This window comes from Rhodococcus sp. MALMAid1271 (assembly GCF_049195265.1).
Taxonomy (GTDB): domain Bacteria; phylum Actinomycetota; class Actinomycetes; order Mycobacteriales; family Mycobacteriaceae; genus Rhodococcoides.
The window spans coordinates 43,792-68,221 of the sequence record NZ_JBMIRQ010000083.1 but is presented as its reverse complement, the minus strand read 5'-3'; the positions used below and the strand labels follow the sequence as shown (position 1 = coordinate 68,221).

The 24,430-nt window shown below is 64.6% G+C and carries 16 protein-coding genes; 6 read left to right on the top strand and 10 right to left on the bottom strand.

Annotated elements, in window-relative coordinates:
* Nucleotides 1–31 precede the first annotated feature (31 nt).
* Nucleotides 32–679, top strand: coding sequence for a type 1 glutamine amidotransferase (locus ACOQFP_RS12005; RefSeq protein WP_421584427.1), 648 nt, complete (start codon nucleotides 32–34; stop codon nucleotides 677–679).
* A 39-nt stretch (nucleotides 680–718) separates the two neighbouring features.
* The gene (locus ACOQFP_RS12000; RefSeq protein ID WP_206486683.1) at nucleotides 719–1,093 is read left to right on the top strand and encodes a VOC family protein; all 375 of its coding nucleotides are present in this window, start codon (nucleotides 719–721) and stop codon (nucleotides 1,091–1,093) included.
* On the opposite strand, the gene ACOQFP_RS11995 is transcribed toward ACOQFP_RS12000, so the two are convergent.
* Complete coding sequence (locus ACOQFP_RS11995; RefSeq protein ID WP_421584426.1) at nucleotides 1,076–2,041, bottom strand: endonuclease/exonuclease/phosphatase family protein; 966 nt, start codon at nucleotides 2,039–2,041, stop codon at nucleotides 1,076–1,078. The two genes, ACOQFP_RS12000 and ACOQFP_RS11995, sit on opposite strands and share 18 nt — an antisense overlap.
* A 132-nt stretch (nucleotides 2,042–2,173) precedes the next feature.
* Here ACOQFP_RS11995 and ACOQFP_RS11990 point away from each other — a divergent pair, with 132 nt between their 5' ends.
* Together ACOQFP_RS11990 and ACOQFP_RS11985 are read left to right on the top strand one after the other, a co-directional pair.
* Nucleotides 2,174–3,814, top strand: coding sequence for a GMC oxidoreductase (locus ACOQFP_RS11990; RefSeq protein WP_421584425.1), 1,641 nt, complete (start codon nucleotides 2,174–2,176; stop codon nucleotides 3,812–3,814).
* 45 nt (nucleotides 3,815–3,859) lie between these two features.
* Nucleotides 3,860–4,201, top strand: a complete 342-nt coding sequence (locus ACOQFP_RS11985) for a hypothetical protein (RefSeq protein ID WP_421584424.1) — start codon at nucleotides 3,860–3,862, stop codon at nucleotides 4,199–4,201.
* 9 nt (nucleotides 4,202–4,210) lie between these two features.
* Here ACOQFP_RS11985 and ACOQFP_RS11980 read toward each other — a convergent pair whose 3' ends face one another.
* Complete coding sequence (locus ACOQFP_RS11980; RefSeq protein ID WP_421584423.1) at nucleotides 4,211–5,824, bottom strand: alkaline phosphatase D family protein; 1,614 nt, start codon at nucleotides 5,822–5,824, stop codon at nucleotides 4,211–4,213.
* Nucleotides 5,825–5,945: 121 nt separating this feature from the next.
* Between ACOQFP_RS11980 and ACOQFP_RS11975 the strand changes: the two genes are divergently transcribed.
* Nucleotides 5,946–6,368 carry a VOC family protein gene (locus ACOQFP_RS11975; RefSeq protein WP_421584422.1) on the top strand — a complete coding sequence of 141 codons (423 nt, stop codon included), beginning with the start codon at nucleotides 5,946–5,948 and terminating at the stop codon, nucleotides 6,366–6,368.
* Nucleotides 6,369–6,456: 88 nt separating this feature from the next.
* Here ACOQFP_RS11975 and ACOQFP_RS11970 read toward each other — a convergent pair whose 3' ends face one another.
* The 3 genes from ACOQFP_RS11970 to rpoB all read right to left on the bottom strand — a co-directional run bounded on the left by ACOQFP_RS11970 (nucleotide 6,457) and on the right by rpoB (nucleotide 14,515).
* Entirely contained in the window at nucleotides 6,457–6,843 is a 387-nt protein-coding gene (locus ACOQFP_RS11970; protein ID WP_421584421.1) for a VOC family protein, read from the bottom strand.
* A gap of 113 nt (nucleotides 6,844–6,956) precedes the next feature.
* Nucleotides 6,957–10,913 carry a DNA-directed RNA polymerase subunit beta' gene (locus tag ACOQFP_RS11965; protein WP_206486676.1) on the bottom strand — a complete coding sequence of 1,319 codons (3,957 nt, stop codon included), beginning with the start codon at nucleotides 10,911–10,913 and terminating at the stop codon, nucleotides 6,957–6,959.
* Nucleotides 10,914–11,008: 95 nt separating this feature from the next.
* A complete protein-coding gene (gene rpoB / locus ACOQFP_RS11960; protein WP_135041849.1) occupies nucleotides 11,009–14,515 on the bottom strand; it encodes a DNA-directed RNA polymerase subunit beta in 3,507 nt (1,168 codons plus the stop codon).
* Nucleotides 14,516–15,171: 656 nt separating this feature from the next.
* On the opposite strand from rpoB, the gene ACOQFP_RS11955 reads away from it, so the two are divergent.
* Entirely contained in the window at nucleotides 15,172–17,343 is a 2,172-nt protein-coding gene (locus ACOQFP_RS11955) for an MMPL family transporter (RefSeq protein ID WP_421584420.1), read from the top strand.
* On the opposite strand, the gene ACOQFP_RS11950 is transcribed toward ACOQFP_RS11955, so the two are convergent.
* The 5 genes from ACOQFP_RS11950 to ACOQFP_RS11930 all read right to left on the bottom strand — a co-directional run bounded on the left by ACOQFP_RS11950 (nucleotide 17,337) and on the right by ACOQFP_RS11930 (nucleotide 24,411).
* Complete coding sequence (locus ACOQFP_RS11950) at nucleotides 17,337–19,913, bottom strand: aminotransferase class III-fold pyridoxal phosphate-dependent enzyme (protein WP_421584419.1); 2,577 nt, start codon at nucleotides 19,911–19,913, stop codon at nucleotides 17,337–17,339. The two genes, ACOQFP_RS11955 and ACOQFP_RS11950, sit on opposite strands and share 7 nt — an antisense overlap.
* Nucleotides 19,914–20,136: 223 nt before the next feature.
* Nucleotides 20,137–21,066, bottom strand: a complete 930-nt coding sequence (locus ACOQFP_RS11945) for a hypothetical protein (RefSeq protein ID WP_341244421.1) — start codon at nucleotides 21,064–21,066, stop codon at nucleotides 20,137–20,139.
* A 58-nt stretch (nucleotides 21,067–21,124) separates the two neighbouring features.
* Nucleotides 21,125–21,814 carry a hypothetical protein gene (locus ACOQFP_RS11940; protein ID WP_341244420.1) on the bottom strand — a complete coding sequence of 230 codons (690 nt, stop codon included), beginning with the start codon at nucleotides 21,812–21,814 and terminating at the stop codon, nucleotides 21,125–21,127.
* An 84-nt stretch (nucleotides 21,815–21,898) separates the two neighbouring features.
* On the bottom strand, nucleotides 21,899–23,146 hold the full coding sequence (locus tag ACOQFP_RS11935; RefSeq protein WP_341244419.1) for an MCE family protein: 1,248 nt from the start codon (nucleotides 23,144–23,146) through the stop codon (nucleotides 21,899–21,901).
* Entirely contained in the window at nucleotides 23,143–24,411 is a 1,269-nt protein-coding gene (locus ACOQFP_RS11930; RefSeq protein WP_027498220.1) for an MCE family protein, read from the bottom strand. Before ACOQFP_RS11930 ends, ACOQFP_RS11935 begins: the two co-directional genes overlap by 4 nt.
* Nucleotides 24,412–24,430: the final 19 nt, after the last annotated feature.

Below are 24,430 nucleotides of genomic sequence, written 5' to 3'. Positions count from 1 at the left end.
AACCGACGGGGCGTCGGGCATATTTCTCGTCATGAGTTGGTGGGTGATCACACATGTCGACATCGAGGGTCCGGCACTGATCGGGACCGTCATGATCGAGCGCGGAATCGAGCACTCGGTAGCCAGCATGAGTGGCGGCGACCCGCTACCCACGGCCGAGGACATCTCCGGGTTGATCGTGATGGGTGGGCCGATGAATGCGTGGGGCGACCTCGCTCACCCGCACGTACGAGCAGAACGCGAACTGATCGCCGAATGTCTGCGACGTGAGATTCCGGTGCTCGGGGTCTGCTTGGGCGCGCAACTGCTGGCAGCCTCACAGGGCTGCGCGGTGTACCCGGGACCTGTAGCGGAGCTGGGATCCGGAGAAGTCGGCGCGACCGCGGCCGGTGTGTCGTTACTCGGGGATGCGGCAGAGCCGGTGGTGCACTGGCACACCGATACCTTCGATCTGCCCGCGGGCGCGGAACTGCTGGCCAGCTCCAACCTCTACCGCAATCAGGCGTTTCGGTTCGGCAGCGGCCTCGGACTGCAGTTCCACGTCGAGCTCACCCCGGCAGAACAATCGATGCTCGAGGCCCACATGCCGGCGGGAACGGCACCGGACGCAGAGTTCCTCGCCCGCGTTGCCGAGGAAGGACGAAAAATTATCGGAAAGTTCTTCGACGAGTCGTTATAGCGGACCGAATATGTCCGCAATTGCCGTCAGTCTGTGTCCATGAACCTCACCATGAAGATCGAACTCGTCACCCTCGCCGTCACCGATGTCGACCGCGCCAAGGACTTCTACACCTCGATCGGATTCAACGCCGACCACGACGCGCGCCCCTGGGACGGCATCCGATACGTCCAGCTCACTCCCCCGGGTTCGGCCTGCTCCATCGTCATCGGCGAAGGCATCACCGAGGCAGAGCCGGGCAAGGGAGCCGGAACCCTGATGGTCGTCGACAGCGCCCAGGATGCCTACGAGCACCTCACCGCCGTGGGCCTGACCGTCGAACCACCCAAGGACGAGGGCTGGGGCACCTTCGTGTACTTCGCCGACCCCGATGGCAACCAGTGGTCGCTGCAGCAATTACCCGCGCAGTCCTAGTTCGGGACCGAAAGCCAACCGAGCCAGAATGCCGCGGTGGTCCGAGCCGGGAATCGTCACCACGTCGACGGACCTGACCTGCAGGTCGGCCACCAGAACATGGTCGATGGCAATGACGGGCGGATACCAGGTGTGCGCCGGGTACGTCCTGAGCATCCCGGCCCCGGCCGCCACCGCGGCATCGACGAACCGGCCGTCCTGCAGGTCACGGTATCGCCGATGATCATGCGTTGCGTTGAAGTCGCCCGCCACCACCACCGGGCCGTCGTCGACGGGAATCTTCGCCAGCAGTTGCCGCAACAGACCCAGTTCACGAACCCACTCCGACGGCTCGCGCGGCCACGGCGGCACCGGGTGCACCGCGAACACCAGCGGACGGCCCGGCATCTGCACCCGAGCAGAGAGCAGCTCGGTGACGAAGCCGTCGTGGCGCTGCTGGTCGACGAGCGGACAACGGCTGTAGATTCCGGTGCCCTCGCCGCCCGCAGCAGCGCTGACATGCACGTACGGCAACAGCTCGGACAGCCTCGGGCGGAGTTGCGCGTCGGCCTCGGGCGTCAGCTCCACGAGCGTCAACACATCCGGTCGATGTGTGTCCACGAGCGCAACAAGGGCATCCAGATCGGCATGGCCCAGCCAGATATTGGCGTGCAACACCGTCAACGTCGAGCCCTCGAGATCGGTTTCGGCGCGAGCCCGATGCAGCCGCCCCCGATGCAGCGGCACTTGTGTCGCCACGGCGCCTGCCGACACCAGCAGACCGACCGCCACACCCCAACCCCCGAACGCGATACCGGCCGCGGCCGTGCCGGGCACAGCGGCGAGCATGAGGACATGTGCCAACGCGGCTGCGACGAGCATCGGCTGTGATCGGGCGTCGAGAAAATGCGCAACTATGCCGGTCACCGCTGCGACGAGCAGCAACACGGCCACCGATGCCCACACCATGAGCGAAGTCTGACAGGCAAACCTGAGGCCCGGCTGGGAAGCATCCTCAATTCCGACCGAACCGTTGGCTTTCTCGTCACAAACACGACACAATCGACAACGCTGTCCGTGAGTCAAGTAGGGGGACTTTTCGTGAACCGAAGGCAACTGCTCAGGCTGGCCGCTGCCGGAATGCTCGGCGCTGCCGCCGCTCCCGTGCTGAGCTCTGCCGGCATGCCGGGTTCGGCCACCGCAGGCGCACTGCCCATCGGTGCCGAACGAATTCGGTCACTGGTTCCCGAACTGTTCGCCGACCCACCGCGCCCAGCAGACCACTCCCCCGTCATCGTCATCGGCTCCGGATTCGGTGCCAGCGCCGCGGCGCTGCGCCTGGCACAGGCGGGCAGCCAGGTGACCGTACTCGAGCGTGGACTGCGCTGGCCCCGCGACCCGTGGCGAGAAATCTTCACCGCAGACATGACCGCCGACGGACGCGGACTGTGGCAGCAGAGTTCGTTCACCAACATCACCGGAATGCCCGTGGGTCCCGTCGACGTGTTCGACGGCGTGCTCGACACCACCCGCTTCGAGAACCTCTCCGTCTGGCGCGGGGCCGCCGTCGGCGGCGGCTCGATCGTCTACACCGGCGTGACGATCGCCCCGGACAAGAAGTTCTTCGACCTCTCCTTCGGCGGACGCCTGAACTACGACGAGATGGCCGCCACCTGGTACCCCAAGGCGCGGTCCATGCTCCGGCCGTCGGCGATGCCCGAGGACATCTACAACAGCCCCAACTTCGCGCATTCGCGAACCTGGGACGACCACGCTCGCCGAGCCGGCTTCACCCCCGAGGCCGTCGACGGCAACTGGAACTGGAACATCGTCCGTGACGAGCTCGCAGGCCGATCCCGCCCGTCCGCCACCGTCGGCGCAAGCACCTTCGGCAATTCCAACGGCGCCAAGCACGACCTGACGCAGAACTACATCCCCCAGGCCGAGGCCACCGGCCGCGCAACCGTGTGCCACAGCCACCGCGTCGCAGCGATCGGAACCGAATCGGGCGGCCGCTACCGCGTCGAGATCGAACGCCTCGACCCCTTCGGCAACGTTCTCGAAACTCGCACCATCACCTGCGACACCCTCGTCCTCGGAGCCGGATCCATCGGCACCACCGAACTGCTGATGCGCGCCCGCACCACCGGAGCGCTGGGGAACCTGAACGAATTCGTCGGCACCGGCTGGGGCACCAACGGCGACGCCTCGATGACACGATCGCTCGGCCCGATGTCCGCCGGACCGCAGGGAGCGCCGTGCGCCTCCCGCATCGTCGACGACACCGGCCTGCCGCTGACCGTCGAGAACTGGTACGTCCCAGGCGTTCCGGTCAATCTCGGCTTCATCGGCTCGCTCGGTATGACCATCGACCCGCTGCGCGGTAATTTCGGATTCGATTCTGCCACCGACCGTTTGACCCTGAACTGGCCCAAGGGCGGCAGTCGCGACACCGTCGAATCCCTACGCGCCGTACAGAATCGGATGGCTCAGGCCGGCGGAACCCTCGTCGCGGCCGAGCCCTTCACCCGCGATGTCGACGACACCTTCACCGCCCACCCACTCGGCGGCGCGGTACTCGGCGACGTCACCGACGGGTACGGCCGAGTCAAGGGCCACCCCGGGCTCTACGTCGTCGACGGTGCGCTGATCCCCGGCAGCACGGGAGCAGCCAACCCGTCACTGACCATCACCGCGCTCGCCGAACGCAACGTCGCGCAGATCATCTCCGACGGGCGCTGACCGTCCGACGTGGGTAGACCCGCACCGAACGGGTAGCCCACAGGTATGAACGACGACGATCCGACCGAACGCACAATTGCCGACCGCGACGTCGAAAAGCGCTGGAATGACCCTGTTGCCATCCGCAGAGCGGCGGGATACTGCGCGGGCATGGTGGCGGTGGCCGCGACGCTGACCGCGGTGTTCCTCGCCGTCGACCGCAGCAATCCCCTGTTGGCCGCATCGGTCCCTGCGGTGTGCTTCCTCGGCGGCATCGGTGCTCTGGCGTTGGGCTACAGGTCCTATCGCGCCGGTGGCACGTGGCCGGTCTGGCAGGGCGCGGCATGGTTCCTGTTCACCGTGATGCTGCTCGGTCTGGCGATGCCGATGTTCGCCATTCGTCAGTGACCATCGGCATCAACCCAACTGAATCTCGGGACGGCCTTCGGGGACGGTGACGGTTGCGGCGGTGCGGACCGCCTTGCCGGGCGTCGACACCGCATCGAGAACCCGGACCTCCGAATGCCATTCGGTGTTCGTCAGCGTGCTACGGAGATAGCCGCGCCGGGCGTTGCCGTACTTGACGTGCGGCGAGGCCTCGGCGATCGCCGCACCGGCGGAGTCCACATCGGCACCGTCCTTGCCCGACGCGATGGACGTGGTCGCGATCTCCACGCCCTGTACCGGTGAGACCCCATCCTGGTAGTCGCGACGCAATTCCGAGACGATCGTGCGGTGGATATCGCCGACGATGGACGCGACGTTCTTCGTACCGCGATCCCGGGCACCGTCGAGGATTCGGTGACGTGAGGCCTCGTACCCGCTCCACGGATCCATACCGACCTTGCGTTCACTGCCGATTCCCCGCGCCAGATCGGAGATGACCGTCTGGTGCGCCAGAAAGTTCCAGGTCGACGGTGATGCGAAGCCATCCAGAATCCACTGTTCCTGTGCCGCACCGGTAATAGTGCGCGACGGGTCGGCAGTCTCGGCGTCCTGCGCATGCTCGCCGTCCCCGTGCGCCTGGTCGCTGCGGTACTGCCGCGTGTCCAGCACCGAGAAGTCCACCAGGTCGCCGAAGGTGAACCGGCGGTAGACCTTCATGTCCGGGCCGACGGGCTTCAGATTCGCACGAACCGGAGTGTTCTCCCACCACGCCTTGAACGCATCGGCTCTGCGTAGCAGGAACTCTCGCGGATCATCGTTGTCTTGGCTGATCTGCGAGGCCCAGTTGTTGTCCACCTCGTGGTCGTCGAACGTCGAGACGAACGGCGCCGACGCATGCGCAGCAGCCAGATTCTCGTCGGCTTTGTACAGGGCGTACCGATCGCGGTAATCGGAGAGCACCATGGTCTCTCGTGCCGCCGACTCGGTGCGCGGCTCTCCCTGACGCGCGCCCTGGTCCTTGATCGCGTACTCGTAGATGTAGTCGCCCAGAAAAAACACCACGTCCGGGTTCGACGCCGCCAGGTCCTGGTACGCGCCGAAGTAGCCGTCCTCCCATTTCTGGCACGACGCCCAGGCGAAATCGAGCCTCGAGAGCGGCTGCCCCACCGCCGGCGCAGTCTTGGTGCGCCCCACCGGACTGGCGTGCGGTCCGACGAGGAACCGATAGAAGTACTCGCGAGCGGAATCGAGACCGCGAACGTCGACGTGAATCGACCAGCCGTCGAGCTCGGTGCCGAGCTCGATCCCCTCGCGGGTGATGTTCGCGAATCTCTCGTCCGCTGCGATCTGCCACCGTACGGGCACCACGCCAGGGATCATTCCGCCCAGGGGCGCAAAAGGATCGGTGGCGAGCCGCGTCCACAGCACCACCGAATCTGGCAGCGGATCACCCGAGGCAACCCCGAGTCGGAACGGGTAGTCGGGGGTCACAACTGATTGCGCGTGTGCCGTCGCGCCCGCGAGTTCGGGAGTGAACGCCAGCGCCCCGACCAACGCACTCCACGTCAAAAACTGTCGGCGCGTGGCCCCCGCCCGTAGAGAGATGTCTCGCCCGATCCGTATCTCGTTACCCCGTCTCACCATTGTTCGAGACTGTCGTGCCCGGGCAAACTCCGACCGTCATCGATTCGACACCGAGGTAAACACGACCGATCCATCCGATTCAGGACCGAACTCGTCCGCGATCTCGGCAAAACTCGAACGCATGACCAACACCGACCGCACCGGATCCCAAATCGACCACCTCAACATCGGCGTAGCCGATCTCGCCGCCAGCGCCGAGTTCTACGGTGCTGCACTGAAACCGCTCGGGATCACCGAGATCATGCGGGTACCGCACACTCCCGAGGCGAACCAGCTCGCCATGATCGCATTCGGTTGGGCTCAGGTGAAGCCCTTCTTCTGGATCGTCGACGCACCGGGGTCGGCTATCGGACCGCACACCCATCTCGCGTTCAGCGCACAGGACCGAGCCACGGTCGATGCATTCCACGCCGCGGCCCTGGCAGCAGGAGCGATCGAGCTCCGGCCACCGGGACTACAGCCGGAGTACCACGCGACGTACTACGGATCATTCGTGCGCGACCTCAACGGCATCGACCTCGAGGCCGTCTGTCACCACGGATGAACGACCTCCTCGTGTCCAGGTGGGCGGCTGGACCACAATCGACGCACCACCTTCGCCGTCGTCGATCAGAAACATCCCGGCTGATCCGTCAGGCCTGCACGACCCAGATCGAGTTACCGTCGGGATCGCGAAGGGCGAACATCGGCGGCACGCCGTCCACCTCCTCCATGAAATCGTCGAGATCGACGCCGCCGAGAGCGCTGAGCCGCTTGTGCTCGGCGGCGACATCGGCAGTCTCGACGCCGATGGACCCGCCACCGGGCGTGCCCCCCATCGGCGGATTGAGGGCCAGACGCGCCGTCGAACCGGGCGGTGCCACCTCCAACCAACGATTCTCGCCCTCGGGTCCGAAGCGCAGATCTCCGCGAATCTCGAAGCCGAGTACGCGTGAATAGAACTCGAGAGCGGCGTCCTGGTCTGCGACGGTGAACATGGCCACGCCGATGTTCGCGATGGTGCTGGATTGTTCAGTCATACCGTTACCGACCCGAGTGGCAAGCAAAACTCACCGCTGCTCTCCTGAAACGACAGAGCCCCGCATCGACCGAAGTCGATGCGGGGCTCTGTCAGCTGTGCGACGGAGTCGCTCTAGCGGTATTCGTTGGAGAAACCGTAGTCGTCGAGCGGCACTGCAGCGCCGGTTCCCTGGCCGAAGCCGTCCGGGCTGTAGTACTGATCGTCGTACGACGGCACCGCGTATGCCGCGGCACGCGCCTCCTCGGTCGGCTGCACCGTGATGTTCCGGTACCGGTTGATGCCGGTACCAGCCGGGATGAGCTTACCGATGATGACGTTCTCCTTGAGACCGATGAGCTTGTCGCTGCGGGTGTTGATCGCCGCATCGGTGAGCACACGAGTGGTCTCCTGGAAGGACGCAGCCGAGAGCCACGAATCGGTGGCCAGCGACGCCTTGGTGATACCCATCAGGACCGGACGTCCGGCTGCGGGCTCGCCACCCTCGGAGACGACGCGACGGTTGCTCGACTCGAACTCGCTGCGCTCGGTCAGTGAACCGGGCAGGAATTCGGTGGAGCCGCTGTCGATGATCGTCACGCGACGGAGCATCTGGCGCACGATGGTCTCGATGTGCTTGTCGTGAATCGACACACCCTGCGACCGGTACACCTCCTGGACCTCGTTGACCAGGTGGATCTGCACCTGACGGGGACCCATCACGCGCAACACCTCGTGCGGATCGGCAGCACCTTCCATCAGCTGCTGGCCGACCTCGACGTGGTCACCGTCCGCCAGCAGGCGCTCGGTGCCGTCGTCGTGCTTGAACACGCGCAGACGCTGACGCTTGGAGAGCTTGTCGTAGACAACCTCTTCGCCGCCGTCGTCCGGGACGATGGTGATCTTGTAGAAACGATCGCCGTCCTCGAGCTGGATACGTCCCGACACGTCCGCGATCGGAGCCTTGCCCTTCGGCACACGTGCCTCGAACAGCTCCTGCACGCGAGGCAGACCACCGGTGATGTCATCTCCGGCGACACCACCCTGGTGGAAGGTACGCATGGTCAGCTGAGTACCGGGCTCACCGATGGACTGTGCGGCAACGATACCGACGGCCTCACCGATGTCGACCAGCTTGCCGGTGGCCATCGAGCGGCCGTAGCAGGTGGCGCAGACGCCGGTGCCGGTGGTGCAGGTGAGCACCGAGCGAACCTTGACCGAGGTGATGCCCGCAGCGAGCAGCGCGTCGATGGCCGGGTCACCGAGATCGTGTCCGCGAGCGACGATGACCGTGCCGTTCTCGTCGACAGCGTCGTTCGCCAACGTGCGGGCGTACGTGCTGGTCTCGACGTGAGCGTCGCGAATCATCTTGCCGTCGGGCGTCTTCTCGGCGATCGTCGTCACGATGCCGCGCTCGGTGCCACAGTCGGTTTCCCGAACGATGACATCCTGCGAGACGTCGACCAGACGACGCGTCAGGTAGCCCGAGTCGGCGGTACGAAGCGCCGTATCGGCCAGACCCTTACGAGCACCGTGCGTGTTGATGAAGTACTCGAGGACCGTCAGGCCTTCCTTGAAGGAAGACTTGATCGGACGCGGGATGAACTCACCCTTCGGGTTGGTCACCAAGCCTTTCATACCGGCGAGCGAGCGAACCTGAGTCATGTTTCCGGCGGCGCCGGACTTCACGATCATCGGGATCGGGTTGTCGTCGGGGAAGTGCGCCTCCATGGCCTTACCGACCTGCTCGGTCGCGTCCTGCCAGATCTTGACCAGTGCGGAGTTGCGCTCGACCTTGTCGAGTGCGCCACGCTGGTACTTCTTCTCGATCTGATCGGCCTGAGCCTCGAAGGTCTCCATGATCTGCGGCTTCTCCGGCGGCACGAGCACGTCGGAGATCGAGATGGTGACACCCGAACGCGTGGCCCAGTAGAAGCCCGCATCCTTGAGCTTGTCGACGGTCTGCGCGACGACGATCATCGGGTAACGCTCGGCGAGATCGTTGATGATGGTCGACTGACGCTTCTTCGGCATCTGCTCGTTGACGAACGGGTAGTCCGCCGGAAGCAGCTCGTTGAAGATCACGCGTCCCAGAGTGGTCTCCGCGGTCCACGCGTCGCCGCGATTCCAACCGTCGGGGAACAGCTCGCTCTCGATGTCACGCGGCGGGCGCTGCGTGGTGAGACGAACGCGGATCTGCGACTGCACCGACAACGATCCACGGTCCACCGCCATCTGAGCCTCGGCCGGGGAGGAGTACGCCCCGAACTCGGCAGTGTCGGTCTTGGCGTCGGCACGCTCGCCGACAGCACCGACGTCCAGACGCGTCAGGTGGTACAGACCCGTCACCATGTCCAGACGCGGCATGGCGAGCGGACGACCCGATGCAGGCGAGAGGATGTTGTTCGAGGACAGCATCAGCACGCGCGCCTCGGCCTGAGCCTCGGCGGACAGCGGGAGGTGGACGGCCATCTGGTCACCGTCGAAGTCGGCGTTGAACGCCTCACACACGAGCGGGTGCAGCTGGATGGCCTTGCCCTCGACCAGCTGCGGCTCGAACGCCTGGATGCCCAGACGGTGCAGGGTAGGTGCACGGTTGAGCAGCACGGGGTGCTCGGCGATGACCTCTTCGAGGACATCCCACACCTGCGGACGCTGACGCTCGACCATGCGCTTGGCCGACTTGATGTTCTGCGCGTGGTTGAGATCGACCAGACGCTTCATCACGAACGGCTTGAACAGCTCGAGAGCCATCAGCTTCGGCAGACCACACTGGTGCAGCTTGAGCTGCGGGCCGACCACGATGACCGAACGGCCCGAGTAGTCGACTCGCTTTCCGAGCAGGTTCTGACGGAAACGACCCTGCTTGCCCTTGAGCAGATCGGACAGCGACTTGAGCGGGCGGTTGCCAGGTCCGGTGACCGGACGTCCACGACGGCCGTTGTCGAACAGGGCGTCGACCGACTCCTGCAGCATCCGCTTCTCGTTGTTGACGATGATCTCGGGGGCACCGAGATCGATCAGACGCTTGAGGCGGTTGTTGCGGTTGATCACGCGGCGGTACAGATCGTTGAGGTCGGACGTCGCGAAACGTCCACCGTCGAGCTGCACCATCGGACGAAGCTCCGGCGGGATGACCGGGACGGCGTCGAGAACCATGCCCATCGGCGAGTTACGGCCGGCCTGGAACGCAGCGACGACCTTCAGACGCTTGAGCGCGCGCAGCTTCTTCTGACCCTTGCCACTGCGGATGGTCTCGCGAAGAGACTCGGCCTCGGCGTCGATGTCGAAGTTCTGCATGAGCTTCTGGATCGACTCGGCACCCATGGCACCGGTGAAGTACTCGCCGTACCGGTCGATGAGCTCGCGGTAGATGAGCTCGTCGACGATGAGCTGCTTGGGTGCGAGCTTGGTGAACGTGGTCCAGATCTCTTCGAGACGATCGAGCTCACGCTGCGCGCGGTCACGGAGCTGACGCATCTCGCGCTCGCCGCCGTCCTTGACCTTGCGGCGCACGTCGGACTTGGCACCCTCGGCTTCGAGCTCGGCGATGTCGGCTTCGAGCTTCTGCGCACGAGCCTCGAGATCGGCGTCGCGCTGATCTGCGACGGCCTTCTTCTCGACCTCCATCTCGGCCTCGAGCGTCGAGAGCTCGTTGTGACGGAGCTCGTCGTCGACCGTGGTGATGACGTAGGCAGCGAAGTAGATGATCTTCTCGAGATCCTTCGGAGCCAGGTCGAGCAGGTAGCCCAGACGCGACGGCACACCCTTGAAGTACCAGATGTGCGTGACCGGAGCGGCCAGTTCGATGTGGCCCATGCGCTCACGACGCACCTTGGCGCGAGTGACCTCGACGCCACAACGCTCACAGATGATGCCCTTGAAGCGGACGCGCTTGTACTTGCCGCAGTAGCACTCCCAGTCCCGAGTGGGGCCGAAGATCTTCTCGCAGAAGAGGCCGTCCTTCTCGGGCTTGAGCGTGCGGTAGTTGATGGTCTCCGGCTTCTTGACCTCGCCGTAGGACCACTGACGGATGTCGTCCGCAGTGGCAAGGCCAATGCGAAGTTCATCGAAGAAGTTGACGTCGAGCACGTAACTTCCTTTCCCCGTTATGGGTGTTGTGCTGGAAGAGCAAATGAGAAGAACGCCTCCGGGCCTACAGTGACGCAGGCCCGGAGACCACTGAACTACTGAGCTAGGTCGTCGACCGTGGCAGCTTCGTTGCGGGAGAGATTGATTCCCAGGTTGGCTGCGGCACGCTCGAGGTCCTCGTCGTCACCGTCGGCCATCGTGATGGCAGCGCCGTCCGAGGACAGCACCTCCACGTTGAGGCACAGCGACTGGAGCTCCTTGAGGAGCACCTTGAAGGACTCGGGGATACCGGGCTCCGGGATGTTCTCGCCCTTGACGATCGCCTCGTACACCTTCACGCGGCCGACAACGTCGTCCGACTTGATGGTGAGAAGCTCCTGCAGCGTGTACGCCGCACCGTAGGCCTGCATGGCCCAGCACTCCATCTCACCGAAGCGCTGTCCACCGAACTGGGCCTTACCACCGAGGGGCTGCTGCGTGATCATCGAGTACGGCCCGGTCGAACGAGCGTGGATCTTGTCGTCGACCAAGTGGTGCAGCTTGATGATGTACATGTAGCCCACCGACACCGGGTACGGGAACGGCTCGCCGGAGCGGCCGTCGAACAACGTGGCCTTTCCGTCGGAGCCGACCATCTGCTCGCCGTCGCGGTTGGGAATCGTGCTCTCCAGCAGGCCGGCGAGCTGATTCTCCTTGGCACCGTCGAACACCGGGGTGGCGATGTTGCTGTCGGCCGGAGCCGCCAGCATCTCCTCGGGCAGGCGTTCGGCCCAATCGGGCTTGCTGCCGTCCGCGGCGATCTGCACGTTCCACCCGGTCTTGCCGATCCAACCGAGGTGGGTTTCGAGCACCTGACCGATGTTCATACGACGCGGAACACCGTGGGTGTTGAGGATGATGTCGATCGGGGTGCCGTCGGGCAGGAACGGCATGTCCTCCTGCGGGAGGATCTTGCCGATGACGCCCTTGTTGCCGTGACGGCCGGCGAGCTTGTCGCCGTCCTGGATCTTGCGCTTCTGAGCCACGTAGACGCGGACCAGCTCGTTGACGCCGGGAGGCAGATCGTCGTCGTCGTCGCGTGAGAAGACGCGGATGCCGATGACCTTTCCGTTCTCGCCGTGCGGAACCTTGAGCGAGGTGTCGCGAACTTCGCGAGCCTTCTCACCGAAGATGGCGCGCAGCAGGCGCTCTTCGGGGGTCAGCTCGGTCTCGCCCTTCGGCGTGACCTTTCCGACCAGCACGTCACCGTCACGAACCTCGGCACCGATACGGATGATGCCGCGCTCGTCGAGGTCTGCGAGGACCTCGTCGGAGACGTTCGGGATGTCGCGAGTGATCTCTTCGGCACCGAGCTTGGTGTCGCGAGCGTCGATCTCGTGCTCCTCGATGTGGATCGAGGTGAGAACGTCCTCTTCCACGAGGCGCTGCGACAGGATGATCGCGTCCTCGTAGTTGTGGCCCTCCCACGGCATGATCGCCAGCAGCAGGTTCTTGCCGAGTGCCATCTCACCGTTCTCGGTGCAGGGGCCGTCGGCGAGGACCTGGCCGGACTCCACGCGCTGGCCCTCGTCCACGATCGGACGCTGGTTGGCGCAGGTGCCCTGGTTGGAACGCGCGAACTTGCGCATCCGGTAGGTCTTGCGCGATCCGTCGTCGGCCATGACCGTGACGTAATCGGCGGAGACCTCTTCGACGACACCGGTCTTCTCGGTGATGACGACGTCACCGGCATCGACAGCTGCACGCAGCTCCATGCCGGTACCGACGATCGGAGCCTCGCTGCGCACCAGCGGGACAGCCTGACGCTGCATGTTCGCGCCCATCAGGGCACGGTTGGCATCGTCGTGCTCGAGGAACGGAATCATCGCGGTAGCGACGGACACCATCTGACGAGGCGAGACGTCCATGTAGTCGATGTCGTCGGACGAGACGAACTCGACCTCTCCACCCTTACGGCGGACGAGAATCTTGTCCTCGATGAAGTGACCCGAATCGTCGACCGGGGAGTTCGCCTGCGCGAGCGTGTGGCGATCCTCCTCGTCGGCGGTCAGGTAGTCGACATCGTCGGTGACCTTGCCGTCGACGACCTTGCGGTACGGGGTCTCGATGAAACCGAACGGGTTGACGCGTGCGTACACCGAGAGCGATCCGATCAGGCCGATGTTCGGGCCTTCCGGGGTCTCGATGGGGCACATGCGGCCGTAGTGCGAAGGGTGCACGTCGCGGACCTCGAGGCCGGCGCGCTCACGAGAGAGACCGCCGGGTCCCAGTGCCGACAGGCGACGCTTGTGCGTCAGACCCGACAGCGGGTTGTTCTGGTCCATGAACTGCGAGAGCTGGGAGGTTCCGAAGAACTCCTTGATCGCAGCGACGACGGGACGGATGTTGATCAGGGTCTGCGGCGTGATCGCCTCGACGTCCTGAGTCGTCATACGTTCGCGCACGACGCGCTCCATGCGGGACAGGCCCACGCGGATCTGGTTCTGGATCAGCTCGCCGACGGTACGCAGACGACGGTTGCCGAAGTGGTCGATGTCGTCGACCTCGACCGGAACCTCGACGCCGTCGGGTGCGGTCATCGAGGTCTCACCTGCGTGCAGGCGCACCAGGTACTCGATGGTCGCGACGATGTCTTCCTCGGTGAGGGTCGACGCCACGATCGGCTGACCCGAGTTGAGGCCGAGCTTCTTGTTGATCTTGTAGCGACCCACGCGAGCGAGGTCGTAGCGCTTGTCCTTGAAGAACAGGTTCTCCAGCAGGGTCTGCGCCGACTCCTTGGTCGGCGGCTCGCCCGGACGCAGCTTGCGGTAGATGTCGAGGAGAGCCTCGTCGGTACCTGCGGTGTTGTCCTTCTCCAGCGTGGCCATGAGGATCTCCGAGAAGCCGAAGCGCTCGGTGATCTGCTCGGTGGACCAACCCAGAGCCTTCAACAGCACCGTGACGGGCTGACGACGCTTGCGGTCGATACGGACGCCCACGGTGTCGCGCTTGTCGACGTCGAACTCGAGCCATGCACCACGTCCGGGGATGACCTTGACGCTGTGCAGATCCTTCTCGGTGGTCTTGTCGATCGAATGATCGAAGTAGACGCCCGGAGAACGCACCAGCTGCGAAACGACGACGCGCTCGGTGCCGTTGATGATGAAGGTGCCCTTGTCGGTCATCATCGGGAAATCACCCATGAAGACCGTCTGGCTCTTGATCTCACCGGTGTTGTTGTTGATGAACTCGGCCGTGACGAACAGCGGAGCTGCATACGTCATGTCCTTGTCCTTGCACTCATCGGTCGAGGCCTTGACCTCGTCGAATCGTGGGTCGGAGAAGGAGAGCGACATCGAGCCCGAGAAATCCTCGATCGGAGAGAGCTCGGTCAGGATGTCCTCGAGTCCGCCGGAGACACCACTGTCTCCGCGGGCGGCGGCACGGTCACGCCAACTCTGCGCACCTACCAGCCATTCGAACGAATCCGTCTGTACATCGAGGAGACCGGGTACCTCCAACGGCTCGCGAATATTCGCGAACGAAACCCTCCTCGGGGCTCCCGGTGTTCCGACAACTGCCTTGGTCTGGCTAGAGACTGCCAAGATGCGTCCTTCCAGCACCTCACGCGGGTCGCGCCGTTCCGCCGACTGACAGGAACTGTCAGCTGACACGACATGGCGACCGCCGCTGTATCTGTTTGCTATATGTGGGGCGAATTTCGGCTGGTCGCAACCAGACCGAATCCCCATCACAGCGGCCCGAAAACGTGCTTTCGGGTAACAGCGATCGAGAGGTGGACAGGAGGCAGCCAGCGCAACGTCCAAAGGTACCCCAAATGTGCGCACAGCGCAACGGGGGCATCAAAAGTAGCACCCGAGATCGGTTCACGCGCCGAGTCGGCAACAGCGTGTCGATCTTCGTCGTCGCAACCCACCACATCAGCAGCGGCGACGGAAAGCTGTGACGAACAACCGGTAACGGTCGGTCGCCACGGGGTGCTTCTTCACGACAAGAGTGACCCCTGCGCCTTCCTTCGTCAAGAGGTCCGAGGGAATCCGACGCTGCTATGGCGATCGACCGCGGCTTCTGATTGTATTTCCTTTGTCGCAACCGGGGGGTTGCGTCGTCATGCCATCGGGTGTTCCGCACGACAGCTTTTTCTGCCTGCCACGAACCTGTCACGCAGCTCTCACACCACGTCTCGCGGGGGGACAAACATGATCACGGTGGTACTGGTCGACGCCGGATGCAGGCGTCGAGCCTTCGGTAGTCCGGCGTGACCAGGGGTTCTTTCGTCGTAGATGTCGTGATCACCCGTGCGCGCTGGGTCCTGGCCGTCGTGATCGCGACAGTTCTGCTCGCCGGCACCTGGGGACTGGGCGTCGTCGACGAACTCAGTCTCGGTGGATACAGCGACCCCGGGAGCGAGTCGGCGAAAGTCGACGCTCTCGTCGAATCCCGATTCGGCCGCGACGTTCCGGATGTCGCAGTGGTCTACACCCCGACGGATGGGCGGACGGTCGACGACATCGAGAACGCGGTGGCGGCGAGCCTGGCCGGAATCGACGCGGGAGTTCTCGCCCGCGATCCGGTCACCTATTGGACGGTGCCCGACGCCGTGGCACCGGGGCTGCGATCGTCGGACGGGAAGTCCGCCCTCGCGGTGCTGACTCTGACCGGCGACGAGGACCGGCGCGTCAAGTCCTATCAGGACCTGCGTGAGAGGTTGACGATCGACGGTGTGACGGTGCAGTTCGGTGGGTTCTCGGCCGTCGTCGACGCGTACAACGAGCAGGCCCGAGCAGATCTGGTGCGTGCCGAGATCATCACCTTTCCCATCCTGCTGGTCTTGCTGCTGATCATTTTCGGCGGAGTCGTCGCCGCGGTGACTCCGTTGGTGATCGGTGGACTGAGCGTGCTGGCCTCCCTGGCCATCCTGAGAGCACTGACCAGCGTCTCCGAGGTGTCGGTGTTCGCGACCAACATCGCGTCCCTGGTCGGACTCGGAATGGCCGTCGACTACAGCCTGTTCGTGATCACGCGGTTTCGCGAGGAGCTGCGCGGAGGTCGCGGAACGGTGGATGCGGTGCGCCGCACGATGTCCACCGCCGGCCGAACCGTGGCGTTCTCGGCGCTGTTGTTGATCTGCGGGTTCGTCGGCATGCTCATCTTCCCGCAGGCGATGATCCGGTCACTGGGTTTCGGCGGCATGGCCGCTGTGGCCGTTGCCGCGACCATCTCGCTGACCGCACTCCCCGCCGCACTCGTCCTCCTCGGCCCGCGCATCGACGCACTGAGCTGGCGCAAGGGGGCGATCGACCGCGGCGAGGCACGGGCGCAGAAGTTCTGGGGCACCGTCGCAGACCGCGTCATGCGCAGGCCCGTGCTCGTCGCCGGTGCCATCCTCGGTGTCCTGGCCGTGCTCAGCGCGCCCATCTCCGGCCTGACTCTGGGCGACCTCGACCACACCGGCCTGCCCGCGGACTCGCCCGCCCGGATGGCCACCCAGAAATTGCTCACCGAATTCACGCTCGCCAACAGCGGCGTCACCATCGTCGTCGAATCGGCCACCGATGCCCCGCCGAGCCCTGCCGCGGTCGCAGAAGTCACGGATGCCCTCGGCCGCACGGACGGCGTCGCACTGGCCTACGTCACCGGCACCGTCGACGATCTGACCGTCGTCGACGCCATCATGACCTCGGCCGATCGCACTCCCGCCGCCCTCGCGACACTCGACGCCATTCGATCCATCCCCGCTCCCGCCGGAACCACGCTGAGAGTGGGCGGCAGCACCGCGCAGAGCGAGGACGGCATCGAGGCGATCTACGCCACCATTCCGTGGATGCTGGCCGTCATGGTTCTGGCCACCTTCGCGATGACGACGCTGGCATTCCGTTCGATCGTGCTCAGCGTCAAGGCCATTGCCATGGCGATGGTCTCCCTGGCAGCCACGTTCGGAGTCCTCACCTGGATCTTTCACGACGGCCACGGTTCCGGTCCGATCGGCGTCACAGCCGGACCGTTGCAGTCCACGATGAGCATCCTCATCATGGCCGTGGTGTTCGGCCTCTCCACCGATTACGAGATCTTCCTGCTCTCGCGCATCGTCGAGGCCTACGACAACGGAGCCACCACTCGTGACGCGGTCCGCATCGGTGCCGCTCGCACCGGACGCATCGTGACGGCCGCTGCACTGCTTCTCATCAGCGTCACCGCGTTCTTCTCGTTGTCCGAACTGTCGATGATGCGCCTGGTCGGCATCGGCATCATCGTGGGTCTGGTCATCGACGCCACGATCGTGCGCATGATGCTCGTGCCCGCCCTCGTCACGCTCATGGGCAACGCGAACTGGTGGGGCCATCCCACCCCGAAACGATCGACGCCGACACAGAAGGACGGGGCCGGAGTTCCCGAACTTCCGGGAACTCCGGCCCCCGCCGACTACTGACTACCTTCGCGCCACCGGGTGGCTTCGGCGAGCGCGAACCCATGGACGTCCGCCAGCTCACCCAACCGTTCGACGCTGTCACCGTCGAGAGTGGTGCCGATGCTGCGGAGGTCGAACTCACCCGACAGGGCGATCAACATCGTCTCCGCCATGCAGGCATACGTCAGACCCGGAGCCAACCCGTAGGTCAACCCGAAATCCGAACCCGACGGCACCCTGACGATGCCGCCGTCGAACACCGTCACGTCCGGCCGCTCACCGCGTACGTCTCGGCCGATGTTCGGCGGCTGCGCAACATCGCAGACGATGGCACCCTCCATCAGGTCCGTCGGATCGATCAACGCATGCGGCGCCGATGTTGCTGCGATAACGATCAACGAATCCTGCACCGCAGCAACGGGATCGGTGAAGAACTCGAGGTGCCGCGACTTGATCAGATCATCCATCTCGCCGTTCATCTCGTGTGCAGCAACGGCAAGATTCCCCGTGCCGGACCCGCCCGTCGCACTCGCCACCATCTCCTGCGCGGCCGCCCACAACTTCGGCGCGACGACCGTGCTCTCACCCCGCCGACCGACCAGGGCGATACTGCCGACCTCGCCGGCCAACTGCTTGCCGATGGTCCGACCGATGGCCCCGGCAGCACCGAGAATCGTCACTCGGGCCTGCGCTACGTCGATTCCGCGTTCCCGGCACACGCGTCGAACAGCCCGCAAACTCGCTGCGGCGGTGAACGTGTTGCCGGTGGTGATCGGACGCGACGTCGCGCCGAGGCCCAATCCATTACCGGTGATGACCGACGAATAGCCGCCCAACCCGACGACCGTCGCACCGCGCGAGATCGCGAGTTCGACGGCGCCGCCCACCACGCGCAGCGCCTGCTCGGTCGGCAAGTGCAGCAATTGTTCCGAGGTGTAGGGCAACCCGATCAGGTCGCCGTGTGCCGTGGCGTCCCCTCCCCCGACGACCCGGCCACTGCCGATGACGAACGAGGCAGGGTCGAGCTCGGATGTCGATGCAGCGAACCTCTCCAGCAGATCCTGTCGCTCCCCGTGATCGAAGACGTCGAGCGCCGGGTCGAAGGCGGCGAAGAACTCCAGATTCAAGGGGTGCGCGATGAACGCGAACCGCCGATCGGTACGGCGAACGGCGATATCGGGGATGCGGCCCGGGCGGAGCGCCGCGAGCGACGGTGGGGTACCGACGGTCGGACGGCCGAGAAGGTGCCCGAACAATCCGTCCATGTCCCCCATCGCCGCGTAACCCAGCGCCCGGTCCAGTGCTGCAATCAGCCGCGAGCACTGCACCGCCGACACGGTCAACGGCGGTTCGATCCGAATCACCCTGTTACCGAACAGAGTCGGAGCCACCCGGATTCCTTCGACGTCGAGCAGGTACGAACAGATGACCGCCGTCAGGTTGTGTTGCTGCGCAATCGAACCCAGTAGCGACTGACGTCCCACGAAGTTCACGTCGGCGGTGAGCTCGAGGCCGAGCAGGAGCCCGCGACCACGAACACCAGTGACCACGGACGGATACTTCTCGGCCAACGCATTCAAATCCTTCGACAATTGCCGGCCGAGCACGGCAGCGTTCGTCACCACTGCGCCGTCGTCCCGGGTCAACTCGTCGATCACCGCGATGCCCACCCGAGCCGCCAACGCGTTGCCCGCAAAAGTCGACGTGTGGCGCAGCGCAAAGCTCTCGTCCACCAACTTCGGTGCACACAACACCGCACCCACCGGCACGATCCCGCCACCGAGCGCTTTCGCGACGGTCAGAATGTCGGGCACCACCCCCTCGTGTTCCGACGCGAACATCCGGCCGGTCCGGCCGAGTCCCGTCTGCACCTCGTCGAGCGCCATCAGCACTCCGTGCCGATCACAGATCTCCCGCACTCGCCGCAGATAACCGTCGGGCGGACACACCACTCCGCCCTCACCCTGAATCGGCTCCAACAGGAACACCGCGTAATGGCCCGGCGCTGCCGACAGGGCCGCGTCGAGCGCGCCCGAATCACCGAACTCGATGTGATCGAAACCCTCGACCGGTGCGCCGAACCCGGCCTGATACTTGACGTTTCCGGTCGCAGACAGTGCTCCGAGCGTCTTGCCGTGGAAACTGTTCCCGGTGGTCAACACGCCCAACCGTCCGGTATGCGCCCGCGCGATCTTGAGCGCCACCTCCGTAGCCTCGGTACCGCTGTTGACGAACGTCGTTCGCGTCAACCCGTGAGGTGCGATGCGCCCCAACCGATCCGCCAGTTGCCCTGCCGCCGTCAATACCGAGGGCTGCACGAAAATTGGTTCCCCACTGCACCGAACATCATTGATCGCCTGCCAGATCGGCGTAGGTCCGTGCCCGAACGGCAGTGCGCCGTACGCCCCCGCGAAGTCCAGATAGCGCCGGCCGGAGGCGTCCAACAGGACTGTCCCGTCGCCGCGCACGTACTCGCGATCCAAATTCAGGGCCGACAACAATCGGTACAGTTCGGGATTGACGTTCTCGGCGAAGCCCGACCGACCGGACCTCGATTCCAGCACGGACAATTCGATAGTTGTGTCAGTCATGACCAGCATGCTCCGTATTCATCGGATCCATCCCTGGCTGTCGAGCGTCGAAATGGTTGTCCCGAACAACCAGGGCTCGTCCCAAGCCAGGACGCAATCGCGATGGTAATCCCGTCGTGCACCGGCGACAGATGAGCGCCGGACGCACGAAAAAGCCCCATCCGCGCAGCTCTGCTGCGTCGAATGGGGCTGATCCGAAAAGCGGGGCCAGCGAATCCCGGTATTACTGGTCGTCGATTGCCGACAGCTTCCAGGTGCCGTCGACCTTTTCCATGTTGACCGTCAACGGGCCCTCGGCACTACCCGAAGCAACGCCGTTCTGTGTGGCGCTGATGTTCACATTGGCGATCAACTCGGCCCTGCCGTCCTCCAACCGCGAGACACCGATGTCGGTCACCATGGCCTCGGTTCCCGTCATCGTCTGCACCACAGCAGATTTGGTGGTGTCGGCAGTGGAGTTGAACTCGTCGAGCATCGACTGATTGAGGACCGCACGGGCGGCATCGAAATCGGCATCGATCGTCTCGGCCTTGTACGTGTAGAGAGTCTGCAGCGCATCGGTCGCGGCAGAGGTGACTTCCTGAGTGGCTGCAGAATCCACCCAGGCTGCATTGTCGATCGTTGCGAATGGCTTGAACGACGCCACAGCAGCGAAGGCACCGAGCACCACGGCAACGGCCGCGACGACAAACACGTGCTTGTAGCCGATTCCCGAAGTCGACCTGCTTTGCGTGGTATCCGCAGAATTCGCGTCGGACGCTCCGGTTTTGGTGAGAGCAGGCTCCGAGTCGGCCTTGCCGGTTGCGGTCTTGCCTTCGGCCGACGTGTCGGTTGCGGTGTCGTCGACGGCGGGCTTGTCGGTTGCGGCCTCGTCGACAGCGGTCTCACCGGCGTCTGCCTTGCCGGTACCGGACTTCTCGAGCGAGGGTTTCGCAGCGGAGGACTCGTCGGCGACAGGCGTGCTCGATGCCGGTGTGCTCGATGCCGGTGTGGTGGGCGCGGGTGTGGTGGGCGCAGCGCTGTCGGTTGCATCCGAACCCTTCACGGCGCTCGAATCCGCGTCGGGCGCTGCCGACTTCCCGGCTCCGGCGACCTTGCGACGGACTTTGCTGGTGGTCGTGGGTGGAACGATCTTGCGACGCTGGGGAGGCACTACAGAACTCCTTCGAAACTCACTGCACTACAGACGGAAACGACACTGCCGGGCAACGTCAGTTACCGCCGGAATCCGGCTGTGGAGCCGGCGTTGCTTCCGCGCTGGGGGTGCCCGCATTCGGGTCTGCCGCATTCGGGTCGGTAGCACCAGGCTCCGTCGGGATGACGGGGTTGGTGTTCGGGTTGTCCAGCGAGATCCGTGAACCGATCGGGTCGACCTTGTTGGTCTTCCACACCCCGTCGATCTCTTCCATGGCCAATCGCATCGTCAGCTTGCTCCGCTCGACGCGATCGGGCCAGGTGGTCGTCGTCGCGATGACAACGAGCGCCTCGGCGGTGTTCTCGTCGGTACTGAGCTCGGTGATCGCTGCGTGCAGAACCTCTGCCTCACTCTTGGCACCGGACTGACGAACCTGGTCGGTAATGCCCGACCGCGTCTGCTCGAGGTCGTTGAGCATCAGGTCGCCGGTGATGGACGACTTCATGTTGTCGAACGACTGATCGATGGTGGCCGCGTCGACCGTGTTGAGGTTGACGGCCGCTTGCTGAGCGCCGGTGAGAGCCGCGTCGCGGGTGTCCGCCATGGGCTTCTGGCTGAACAACGCCTTGCCCCAGCCGTAACCGAAGAACACTGCCGCTGCGAGCGCAACCACGGCGATCACGGTCACGACCGCAAGCAGAATCTTCGCTGTCTTGTTCTGCCCCGGAGTCGCTGGGGACTCCGAGGCTTCGGTGCTCGAGTTCACACTTTCCACCCTACTACTCGGTAATATCCGGCCGAACCACTCTCGGCCCGACGACAGTGCTGAGCAGCAGTTCCACCGATCCCGCTACCTCGGCGTGACGCCGATGAGCGGTGCCAACTGGGTGGCGATGGGGTTGAGGTTGAGCTTCTCGGGATCGACCTTGGGATTGAGATCCCACGGCTGCGGCACGTCCGGATCGGCGAAGACGATTCGGTTCGCGCTACGAACACCCGTCACGCTGCCCTGCGGTGTCGCACAGTTCGCGTCGAGGTTGAGCGGGTAGTTCTCCCGAGTCTCGTCGAAGTTCGGGTTCTTCCGCTTCTCCTCGTCGAGGATCGCCTGACTGCCCTCGTAGCCCACGGTGCACGGCGGTGGGTTGTTGGTCTCGAGCAACAGGCCCTGATGGATCGTGCCGTCGTCCGGGACGATGGTGGAGATGCCGGCACCGAGGGCAGGCAGGAACGTCAGGAACGGACGAAGCGCGAAGTACCGGGGTTCGGCCTGCGCAGCAACAAGTGCCAGGTTGTTGATATCGGTCGTCAGAGCCGGACCGGCATCGGTGATGAGACCACCGAGCTGATCGCCCGCCGCTGTGCCGGTGTCGATCAGGCGACGGATGTCCGGATCGCTGGACTTCAACTGAGCCGTCACCTCATCCAAGCTGGTGCTGAACTGCCGAATCAGATCCGACTGCTCGGACTGCGTGTTCAGCACCGGCACCGCGTCGCGCACCAGCGCGAGCGTCTGCGGCAGCGCCTCGTTGCCTGCCTCCGAGATGTTCCCGAGCGAATCGACGAGAGACGCAAGATCCGTGCCCTTTCCGTCGAACGCCACACCGAGCTCGTTGACGACTCGCGTCAACGTATCCAGCGGTACCGACCGAACCAGCGTGTTCGTGTTGGCGAGAACCTGTTCCACCGGCACGGGTGTGGTGGTGTCGGCCTCCGCGATCTGCGAACCGTCGACCAGGAACGGGCCCTGGTCGGTCTCGGGTTGCAGGTCGACGTACTGCTCACCGATGGCCGACCTGTTGGCCACGACGGCCTTGGTGTCGGCAGGGATGTCCGGGCCGCCGTCGTCGAGCATGAGCGCGACTCGGATCCCGTCTTCCGTCAGTTCCAGATCTCCGACGGTTCCCACCGGGACACCTCGGTAGGTGACCTCGGCGTTGGAGAAGATGCCACCGGAATCGGCGAGGTTCAGATCGACCTGGTACTGCCCGAAGCCGAGCATGTTGTCAAGTCGCACGTACTTGGCACCGACATAGACCGACCCCACTACGGCGACCACGACGAAGAGGACCAATTGAATGCGAACCAGTCTCGATCTCACTGTCCAACTCCGAATCGCTCGAGCAGATCGTTCAACGGTGCGAACGGATCGGCCGGTGCGGGCGCGGCGGCCGCCGCTGCCTGCTCGTTCGCAGGTGCACCCGGACCGGGAACCGGTGACGGGATGATCGGCGGCAACGGCAGCAGCGAGATCGTCGGCCAACCCGGGCGCGGTCCGTTGCCGTTGTAGTACGGATTCGACGGGTCGACGACGGGCAGCGTGTTGCCGTACTTGGGCTGGATGTAGACCGGATCGCCCTCCCCGACGCCGAAGTTGCGCAACGCAGTTCCGATCGACAGGTCGAGCGAAAGGAACAGGTTCGCCGAGTTGCCCTCGATGATTTTCTCGGTGCCGTCCGCGAACGGCAGGGTGGGGATCACCGCGAGCGAGCTCACCACGTCGTCCGCCGAATCGGCCAGGGCCTGGAGCGTGGGGCGTAGTGCCCGCAGGTCCGCGATGAGATCGTCCTTGGAACGGTCGATCACGTCGGTGCCGACGGCTCCGAGACGGTCGAGCGCTCCGAGCATCTCGGTCAGCTGCGGGCGCTGCTGCTCGAGAACCTCGGTGGCGATCGGCAGATCCTTCAGCACTGCGTCGATCTTGTCGGTCTGCGTGTTGACGCGGCCGCTGAGAGTGTCCAGCCCGTCGATGGCGCGGGTGATGTCGTCACGCTGCTGGTTGAGGCCGTCGATGAGGGTGTTCGCTTGCTGCAGAAGCTCTTTGGTTCTGCCTTCGCGACCGTCGAACGCCGTGCTCAGTTCCTTGACGATCGGCGAGAGCTGCCCGACACCGCCGCCGTTGAGCAGCAGCGAGAGCGCACCGAGTACCTGTTCGATATCGGTGGCATGGCGGGTGCGATCGAGCGGGATCGTGGCCCCGTCCTGCAGACGCGCTGCTTCCTCGTCGCCAGGAGGTGCCGAGAGCTGCACGAACTTCTCGCCCAACAGGTTGGTCTGTTGCACCGATGCGATCGCGTTGGCCGGAAGGTCGACGTCGGAATTCAAGATGACGTTGACGTCGGCGGTCCAGCCGTCGTTCGGGACCGTTATCGAGTCGACGCGGCCGACCGAGACGCCGTCGACCTTCACGGTCGACTGCGGGACGAGGTCCAGTACGTCGTCGAACTGCACCGTCAGGTTCAACGGGTTCTCACCGACGTCGGCACCGCCGGGCAGCGGTATCGCGTAGATGCCGGCCGACGAGCATGCTCCGGCCGACAGCGCCACCACGCACGCACCGGCTCCGACCACCAAAGAACGCTTCACTCGAGCTCGATTCCGATTC